Annotated in this window: 6 protein-coding genes; 3 read left to right on the forward strand and 3 right to left on the reverse strand. The window is 41.7% G+C overall.

What is annotated here, in order from left to right:
- Positions 1-91 precede the first annotated feature (91 nt).
- On the reverse strand, positions 92-3,982 hold the full coding sequence (gene purL, locus CWB76_RS01845) for a phosphoribosylformylglycinamidine synthase (RefSeq protein ID WP_138605114.1): 3,891 nt from the start codon (positions 3,980-3,982) through the stop codon (positions 92-94).
- A gap of 211 nt (positions 3,983-4,193) precedes the next feature.
- Here purL and mltF point away from each other — a divergent pair, with 211 nt between their 5' ends.
- Positions 4,194-5,645: a membrane-bound lytic murein transglycosylase MltF gene (mltF, locus tag CWB76_RS01850; protein ID WP_138605116.1), complete on the forward strand. Its 1,452-nt coding sequence runs from the start codon at positions 4,194-4,196 to the stop codon at positions 5,643-5,645.
- A gap of 136 nt (positions 5,646-5,781) precedes the next feature.
- Entirely contained in the window at positions 5,782-5,952 is a 171-nt protein-coding gene (locus CWB76_RS20015) for a hypothetical protein (protein ID WP_008115566.1), read from the forward strand.
- Here the strand turns inward: CWB76_RS20015 and tadA are convergent.
- On the reverse strand, positions 5,949-6,455 hold the full coding sequence (gene tadA / locus CWB76_RS01855; protein ID WP_138605117.1) for a tRNA adenosine(34) deaminase TadA: 507 nt from the start codon (positions 6,453-6,455) through the stop codon (positions 5,949-5,951). The genes CWB76_RS20015 and tadA overlap by 4 nt on opposite strands.
- 177 nt (positions 6,456-6,632) lie before the next feature.
- Between tadA and CWB76_RS01860 the strand changes: the two genes are divergently transcribed.
- Positions 6,633-7,937, forward strand: coding sequence for an inosine/guanosine kinase (locus tag CWB76_RS01860; RefSeq protein ID WP_138605119.1), 1,305 nt, complete (start codon positions 6,633-6,635; stop codon positions 7,935-7,937).
- Between the two features lie 22 nt (positions 7,938-7,959).
- On the opposite strand, the gene glsB is transcribed toward CWB76_RS01860, so the two are convergent.
- Positions 7,960-8,883 carry a glutaminase B gene (gene glsB / locus CWB76_RS01865; protein WP_138605120.1) on the reverse strand — a complete coding sequence of 308 codons (924 nt, stop codon included), beginning with the start codon at positions 8,881-8,883 and terminating at the stop codon, positions 7,960-7,962.
- Positions 8,884-9,459: the final 576 nt, after the last annotated feature.

Below are 9,459 nucleotides of genomic sequence, written 5' to 3' on the forward strand. Positions count from 1 at the left end.
TTGAACCTTGAACCTTGAACAGTCTAAACAAAAAAGGCTGCACAAGGCAGCCTTTTTATCTTACATCTAGATCATGAATCTAGCGTGTATATTAACCTACATTTTTACGCGCATTTCTAAACATACGCATCCATGGGCTATCCTCAGCCCACTCATCTGGGTGCCAAGAGTTAGCAACCGCACGGAATACACGTTCAGGGTGTGGCATCATTACAGTTGCACGACCATCTGTTGATGTAATACCCGTGATCCCCTCAGGTGAACCATTCGGGTTTGCTGGGTACTGTGTTGTTGGATTACCGTAGTTATCAACAAACTTAACCGCTACGGTGCCGCTTGCAAGTGCAGCCTTAGTTGCCGCATCGTTTGCAAATTCTGCATGACCTTCACCATGAGAAACTGCAATTGGCATACGTGAACCTGCCATCCCATTAAAGAACACCGATGGGTTTTCTTGAATTTCAACCAGACTAAAGCGTGCTTCAAAACGCTCTGACTTATTAGTTACAAAGCGCGGCCAATGTTCAGTACCTGGAATCAACTCTTTTAATGTTGATAGCATCTGACAACCGTTACATACACCTAAGCTAAAGGTATCTTCACGATGGAAGAAGCTTTGGAACTGATCGCGTGCCATATCGTTAAACAATATTGACTTAGCCCAGCCTTCACCAGCGCCTAATACGTCACCGTAAGAGAAGCCACCACACGCCACTAAACCTTTAAACTGTTCAAGCGTTAAACGACCTTCTAAAATATCACTCATGTGAACATCTACCGCAGCAAAACCAGCACGGTTAAACGCAGCAGCCATTTCTAGGTGCGAGTTAACGCCTTGCTCACGTAAAATAGCCATTTGTGGCTTAGCACCTGTCGCAATGTACGGTGCAGCTATATCTTCGTTTAAGTCAAAGTTAAGTTTAACGTTTAAGCCTGGGTCTTTTGCATCAAATTTAGCGTCAAATTCTTGCTTAGCACACTCAGGGTTATCACGACGCGCTTGCATCTGATAGGTTGTTTCGGCCCAAATTGTACGAAGCTCAGTACGCGTATGATTAAGTACTGTTTGCTCACCACGATTAAATACAATGTTATCGTCATTATTAAGCGAGCCAATCACATGGCTAATTGCGGCAACACCATGCTGCTCAAATACAGCTTTTACAGCATCTAAATCACTGTTTGCTACTTGAATTACAGCACCTAACTCTTCGTTATAAAGCGCTTCAATATCCGAGCCAGTCAAAGTCGCTAAATCTACGGTTACACCGGTATGTCCGGTAAACGCCATTTCAGCAATAGTAGTAAACAAGCCACCGTCTGAACGGTCGTGATACGCAAGTAACTTGCTATCAGCCACTAGCGCCTGCATAGCATTATAAAAGCCTTTTAGTAACTCAGGGCTGTCTACATCAGGAGTAACATCACCAAGCTGCTTATAAACTTGTGCAAGGCTTGATGCGCCCATACGGTTTTTACCCGCACCTAAATCAACTAAAATAAGCGAAGTGTCGCCCTTATCAGTGCGCAGCTGTGGAGTCACCGTTTTACGTACATCGTCAACACGGCCAAAGGCTGTAATAATCAGTGATAAAGGCGATGTTACTGATTGCTCAGTTGTATCATCTTCATTTTTCCATGTCGTTTTCATCGACATCGAGTCTTTACCTACTGGGATTGTTAACCCAAGTGCTGGACATAACTCTTCACCAACAGCTTTTACCGCTTCATATAAACCTGCGTCTTCACCAGGGTGACCTGCAGCCGCCATCCAGTTAGCAGATAGCTTAATGTTCTCAAGACTACCAATATTAGTACCAGCAATATTTGTAAGAGACTCGGCCACAGCCAAACGTGCAGAGGCGCCATAATTAAGTAATGCCGCTGGAGTACGTTCACCTAGTGACATAGCTTCACCGTGGTAGGTATCGTAAGTTGCTGCGGTAACTGCACAGTTAGCCACAGGCACTTGCCATGGGCCTACCATTTGATCGCGCGCTACTAAACCAGTTACAGAGCGATCGCCAATAGTAATCAGGAAGGTTTTTTCTGCAATGGTTGGTAAACGTAATAAACGCTGCGCTGCATCCGCAGGATTAATTGCCTCTACATTTAATGCAGTACCGACTACTTGTTGCGACGTAACATCACGATGCATTTTAGGTGCTTTACCTAGTAATACATCCAATGGTAAATCTACAGGGCTGTTATCAAAATGACTATCTGCAACCGTTAAATGACGCTCTTCTGTTGCTTCACCAATAACTGCATATTGTGCGCGCTCACGCTTACAAATTGCTTCAAAGCGTGCAAAGTCTTCAACGCCCACAGCAAGCACATATCGCTCTTGCGATTCATTACACCAAATTTCGTGTGGTGCCATGCCCGGCTCATCATTAGGGATGTCACGCAGTTGGAATTTACCACCACGGCCACCATCATCTACAAGCTCAGGGAATGCATTTGATAAACCACCAGCGCCCACATCATGTATAAACGCAATAGGATTTGCATCACCTAGCTGCCAACATTTGTCGATTACTTCTTGACAACGACGTTCCATTTCTGGGTTTTCACGTTGAACAGAAGCAAAATCTAAATCTTCGTTTGATTGACCCGATGCCATGCTAGATGCAGCACCACCGCCTAAACCAATGTTCATTGCAGGGCCGCCAAGCGCAATCAGTTTTGCGCCTACTGGAATATCGCCTTTTTGAACATGATCAGCACGAATATTACCTAAACCACCGGCAAGCATAATTGGCTTGTGGTAACCACGTACCTCTTCACCATTGTGACTCGTTACTTTTTCTTCGTATGTACGGAAATAACCTAAAAGATTAGGACGGCCAAACTCATTATTAAACGCAGCACCACCTAATGGGCCTTCAGTCATAATATCAAGGGCATTCACTATGCGCCCTGGCTTACCAAAATCACTTTCCCAAGGTTGTTCAAAACCAGGAATACGTAAGTTAGATACAGTAAAGCCCACTAATCCGGCTTTTGGTTTTGAACCACGGCCAGTTGCACCTTCATCGCGAATCTCACCGCCCGACCCTGTTGCCGCACCAGAAAAGGGCGCAATTGCCGTTGGGTGGTTATGGGTTTCAACCTTCATTAATATTTCAATGTCTTCTTGATGATACGCATATTCACCTTGCGCATTCGGGAAGAAGCGACCCGCCTTTGAGCCTTTCATTACGGCTGCGTTATCTTTATAAGCAGACAGTACATTTTCAGGGTTATGCTCAAAGGTATTTTTAATCATTTTAAACAGCGACTTTGGCTGTTCAATACCATCGATAGTCCAATCAGCATTAAATATTTTATGACGACAATGCTCTGAGTTTGCTTGTGCAAACATGAATAATTCGATGTCGTTAGGATTGCGCCCTAACTTGATGAAGTTTTCCACTAAGTAGTCAATTTCATCATCAGCAAGTGCAAACCCTTGCTCTATATTGGCTACGGCTAATGCTTCGCGGCCGCCACCTAAAATATCAACTGATGACATTTGGCGAGGTGCATCACTGCGAAATAACTGCGCTGCATCTTCTAATTTACTATGAGTAGCTTCAGTCATACGGTCATGAAGAAGCGCAATAACGTGTGTAAGCTGCTCTGTACTTAAATCACCTTCAACATAGTAAGCAATACCACGTTCAACCCTGTGAACTTGTTTAAGCCCACAGTTATGAGCGATATCAGTCGCTTTTGAAGCCCATGGCGAAATAGTACCAGGTCGAGGCGTTACTAATACCAACTGACCCGCTGGCGTATGCTCAGCAATTGTTGGTCCATAGGTTAATAACTTTTCAAGTTTGGTTTGCTCATCAGTGTCTAATGGCGATGTTAAATCGGCAAAGTGAGCGTATTCGGCATATACATTGGTGACAGGAAGTTGCGATTGTTGGCAACGCGCTAAAATTTTATTAACTCTGAACTCTGAAAGTGCTGGTGCACCACGAAGGATCAACATAAGTAATTTCACCCGGGGTTAGGGATTGAACGATATTTTAGGCGCGTATTATAGTCCAAATTACTCCCAGATTTAACTCAAAAATGCGCTTTTCATTAAATTAACTTTTTCTTTTTGTTTACACCTATTTTTTACTTACTGCGATTAAACGGTAAGTGACGTAATCAGTAAGTTTTGTTATAACAGGAGATACGATGCTAAAGAGGCGAATATGTTGAAGATAAAGCTAATAACAATTATTACGTTAGTCATCCTTTTGTGTGCCTGTAATACACAAGAGCAGTCAACACAGCTTGCCCAAATTAAATCAGAAAATAAAATTCGTGTGGGTACACTCGCCAGCGCAAGTAATTACTATCAAGCTGTTCAAGGTGAACAAGGGTTTGAATTTGAACTGTCTCAAGCATTCGCCGATTACCTTGGGGTAGAGCTTGAAATTGTGCCCTTTTTTAATTTATCCGATATGTTTGCGCGCTTAGATAGTGGCGATCTCGATTTAATTGCCTCTGGACTTACTTTTAACAAGGCGCGCGCCAAACGTTACCGCTATGGCCCAACTTACAGAACAATTAGTCAAAAATTAGTATTTAAACAAGGCCGTGAACGCCCTAGAGATTTTGATGATTTAACTGGTAACTTCACTGTTATTGCTAAAAGTAGTCACTCGCTCACATTAGAAGAAATACAACAAACCAACCCAGATTTAACTTGGAATGAAACCGAAGAATTTGATGAGGAAGAGTTATTACAAGCCGTTATTGATGGTGAAATAGATTACACCTTGGCAGATTCTCATACATTAGCGTTGTTTAGGCGCTATCACCCTAACTTGAGTATTGGCTTTTCAGTTACCCGTAATGATTCAATTGCATGGATACTCAAAAAGTCGAATGATGACTCTTTGTACGCATTACTAGTTCCTTTTTTCGGTGAAGCAAAACAAAATAATCAACTTTATGTGCTTGAAGAGAAGTATTTTGGCCATGTCCGTCAGTTTAATTACGTTAATACCTTAGCCTATATAGATGCAATAAAAGAAACACTGCCTAAATATCAGCCTTGGTTTATACAATATGCGGGTAGCCTTGATTGGCGCTTACTTGCTGCATTGAGTTATCAAGAGTCGATGTGGAACCCACGAGCTAAATCGCCAACAGGGGTGCGCGGCATTATGATGCTAACAAGGCGCACAGCAAAACAAGTCGGTGTTACTAATCGCTTGGAGCCAGAACAAAACATACGTGGCGGTGCTCAATACTTAGCTAAATTAATCAAACGTATACCAGATAGAATCCCGCAGCCTGATCGTACTTGGCTCGCACTTGCCGCTTATAATGTTGGTTGGGGCCACGTCAATGATGCCCGCATAATTACCGAACAACAAGGAGCTAGCCCTGATAAATGGGCTGATGTTAAAAAGCGCTTACCATTACTAGTAAAAAAACGTCACTACCGTAATACCCGCTATGGCTATGCTCGCGGTGATGTTGCAGTGACTTATGTTGATAATATTCGTCGCTATTACGATGCGCTAGTTTGGCTTGATGAAAATAATGCAATGGCAACTACACCGCCAACAACCGAAAAAGAAACTAAAGATCAAAGCATTAAACCAAATGATGCAAATCAACGTATCACTGGTGAAGCAGAAAAAGAAAAATAAATGCATTCTGAAAATTTCGCGCTATATTAGCTACATGTCAGAAAAGCAAATAGTTGTTTACTTGCAATCAATTATTCAATAATCTGGCTCAATTGTATTAAAATTTGTGTCATCACCAAGCACATAAGGACAAGTCATGCTTAAACGTAGACGTACACATCAACTTAAACGTTGTATAAAGCACTCAACTGCGACTCGCCGTCGAGTGATGTTAAGAAATTTGCATAAAAAGGTTATCTGGCGTCGCCGCATGTTCGCTATGCAGCAAATGGCTGAGCTAGACGCCTTAATAGCAGCTGCAGACTAATCTCTGTTAAGGTTGCGAGCGGCTAGCTTTGCTGCTTTTATTTGTGATCGGCGACGCTTAAAAAAACTAGAAATAGTCTCTGCACATTGTGTCTCTAAAACCCCACCCGTTATTTCTACCTGATGGTTTAAACGAGGTTCTTGCAACAAGTTCATAATTGAACCAGCAGAACCCGTTTTAGCATCGGCAGCACCAAATACTAAGCGTTTAATTCGGCTGTGCACCAATAAACCTGCACACATAGAGCACGGCTCTAACGTAACATACAAAGTGCAATCAATTAAGCGATAGTTATTAAGCACTTTGCCGGCTTCTCTTACCGCTATCATCTCAGCATGAGCCGACGGATCATTATCGGTAATTGAGCGATTATAACCCGCGCTTATAAGCTGATTATTTTTGACAATAATGGCGCCTACAGGTATCTCATCGAGTTGCTCTGCTTGTTTTGCATACACAAGGGCTTGTTCCATCCAATATTGGTCGTCAAATGGCTCTGTCATGATTATTACTTAACTATTTTTTATGCCGTAATTATACCAACTTAGCGTAAAAAAATGCGTAATTGATCACTTTATTGCAAAAATAAAACAAATTTAAGTGGTTTACCATGGCCCATAAGGCGGGATTTACGCTATAATCTCTCGCTTTTTTTATTTAGCTCACAACACGGGTAGCAAATGAAATTTCCTGGACGCCGCAGGCATAAACATTATTTCCCAGTGGAAGCCAAAGATCCACTGACCAATCAACTTAACGCCACAGAACGATTACACCGCAGCTATGTTACGGGGATCGATCAAATCGTTGTTGATATAGAAGCTAAGGTTGACCAAGCTTTTCTCGATGAATTTCAATTGCGCCGAGGGATGTCGCAAGTTATAGATAATGACATCACTAATGCTTTATACGATCGCTTAAAACTAAACGATATGGTCGATTACGAATTCGCAGGAGGAACCGTTGGCAACACAATGCACAACTATTCCGTACTTGCTGATGATCGTTCGGTACTATTAGGCGTAATGAGCGAAAATATAAAAATAGGCAGTTATGCTTATAGATTTTTATGTAATAACTCAAGTCGTGTAGATTTAGACTACTTACAACCAGTCGATGGTCCTATTGGCCGTTGCTTTACCTTGATTGATGAAACAGGTGAGCGCACGTTTGCTATTAGTGCTGGCCTGATGAATTACCTAAAGCCAGAGTCAATTGATAAAGAGCTAATAGAAGGCTCATCAGCATTAGTCATCAGTGCTTATTTAATGCGTACTCAAGGTGATGAAACCATGACCGAAGCGACTATGCAAGCAATCAAGTATGCTAACGATGCAAATGTACCCGTGGTATTAACACTGGGGACTAAGTTTCTTATCGAGCAGGACCCGACATGGTGGGCTAACTTTGTAGAAAAGCATGTTGATATACTTGCTATGAACGAAGAAGAAGGCCAAGCAATTACTGGATATGAAGATCCACTTCTTGCTGCTGACAAAGCATTAGATTGGGTTGACTTAGTTATTTGTACAGCCGGTGAAAAAGGCTTATTTATGGCTGGTTTTGTTGACGACAGCTGCAAACGTGAAACAGAGTATCCATTATTACCGGGTGCCATACCAGATTTTAATCGTTATGAATTTTCACGTGCAATGCGTAAAGTTGACTGTGAAAACCCTATAAAGGCATATAGCCATACAGCGCCGTTTATGGGCGGGCCTGACTCGATTAAAAATACCAATGGTGCCGGTGACTGTGCTTTAGCCGCGGTTTTACATGACTTATCAGCGAATGTTTATCATAAGTTGAATGTTGCTAATTCAGCAAAGCATCAGCAACAAGCCATTACCTACTCTTCGCTCGCACAAATTAGCAAATATGCTAACCGTGCAAGCTTTGAAGTACTTGTACAGCACTCTCCTCGCTTATCTCGTGGTTTGCCTGAGCGCGAAGATTGTTTAGAACAAGTGTATTGGGATCAATAAGATCCCATTACGCTAAACAAAGCTAAAATATAGATATATCAAGCTTTTTAGATAGCAGCTCTAATGCTGCTATTCCCGCCACTGAGTTACCAAAAGAGTTTAATCCTGGTGAATAGACTGCCACTGTAAATCTATTCGGTAACACCGCTAATATTGTACCAGAAACACCCGATTTACCAGGCATGCCTACACGATAACCAAAGTCACCTGCTGCGTCATATAACCCACTGGTAAATAACAACGAATTTAATTGCTTGTTTTGACGACTAGAAAGTACTCGTTTGTTTGAGCTGTAATCCATCCCTTTATTGGCTAAAAAATTGTACGCCTTAGCAAGTTCAATACAATTAAGTTCTATGGCACAAAAATTAAAATACGACCAAAGGACATCATCTACTTCATTTTCAAAGTTACCGAATGATTTCATTAAATGTGCCATTGCCGCATTTCTATGCCGAAACTCATATTCTGAGTTAGCCACTTGCTTATCAATTACAATACTTCGATTACCTGATAAATCGCGAAATGTTTCAAGCATAGAGTGCATTGGAGCTGATAAACGACTATACAAAGCATCACAGGTAACAATCGCTCCCGCATTAATAAATGGGTTACGTGGAATCCCTTTTTCAAACTCAAGCTGTGTCAGAGAGTTAAACGCTGTACCTGAAGGCTCTTTGCCAACTCTATTCCATAATTCATCGCCATAGCGTTGCAAAGCTAATGTCAGAGTCATTACTTTAGATACAGATTGAATTGTGAAACGTTGCTCACAATCACCGGCGCAGAAAATTTCTCCTTCCGTAGTATAAATAGCAATAGAGAACTGCTCAGGAGAAACCTCTGCCAATGCCGGTATATAATCGGCAACTTTACCCTGCGTTAGTAAAGGCTTAACCTCTTGAGTTATCTCATTTAACACTCGTTGGTAATCACTCGTTGGCAATCGACACCTCAATAATACGAAATCTAAAACTAAATTTTAACACGTCAGATCCATAACTGCATGGGAATGTTAAGTCTATATGTTATTAGTAATATGATAGGAAGCATATACATGGTGGGATTAGCGGGCAGTCTCTTTTTAAGATATTAAGTAATTTATCTTTAAATTTTTTTGTTTGATGTATAGGAATACGAATCGCGTGGAGCAAAGGATGTGCAAGAGCAGGCACTGCTGAGTTCCATATATGGTCTTGGCTTGATGTTTTACTTTATCTCAGACAACAAAAAACCCATTACATTGCTGTAACGGGTTTCTTTAATTGGATCCTGGCAATGTCATGGTGCCCACAGCGGTAGAAAGTCACATAGCAAATGCTACAACACTATCATTGTGTCGGGACGGCCTTGTGCGGGGCTCGCCTTCGAGCTGTTTTTTTTGGCTACTGAGTTTGGCATGGGCTCTTAGATATTTACTAAACCCCAAACAGCAAAAAACCCGTTACATTGCTGTAACGGGTTTCTTTAATTGAATTCTGGTAATGTCATAGTAACCAAAGCCGTATAATGTAACATAACA

It is taken from the genome of Pseudoalteromonas sp. S1609, from assembly GCF_005887255.1.
GTDB lineage: Bacteria > Pseudomonadota > Gammaproteobacteria > Enterobacterales > Alteromonadaceae > Pseudoalteromonas.

Excerpts from the sequence above, each read along its gene's own strand:
- purL (WP_138605114.1), bottom strand. The coding sequence starts at position 3,982 with ATGTTGATCCTTCGTGGTGCACCAGCACTTTCAGAGTTCAGAGTTAAT.
- mltF (WP_138605116.1), top strand. The coding sequence starts at position 4,194 with ATGTTGAAGATAAAGCTAATAACAATTATTACGTTAGTCATCCTTTTG.
- CWB76_RS20015 (WP_008115566.1), top strand. The coding sequence starts at position 5,782 with ATGCTTAAACGTAGACGTACACATCAACTTAAACGTTGTATAAAGCAC.
- tadA (WP_138605117.1), bottom strand. The coding sequence starts at position 6,455 with ATGACAGAGCCATTTGACGACCAATATTGGATGGAACAAGCCCTTGTG.
- CWB76_RS01860 (WP_138605119.1), top strand. The coding sequence starts at position 6,633 with ATGAAATTTCCTGGACGCCGCAGGCATAAACATTATTTCCCAGTGGAA.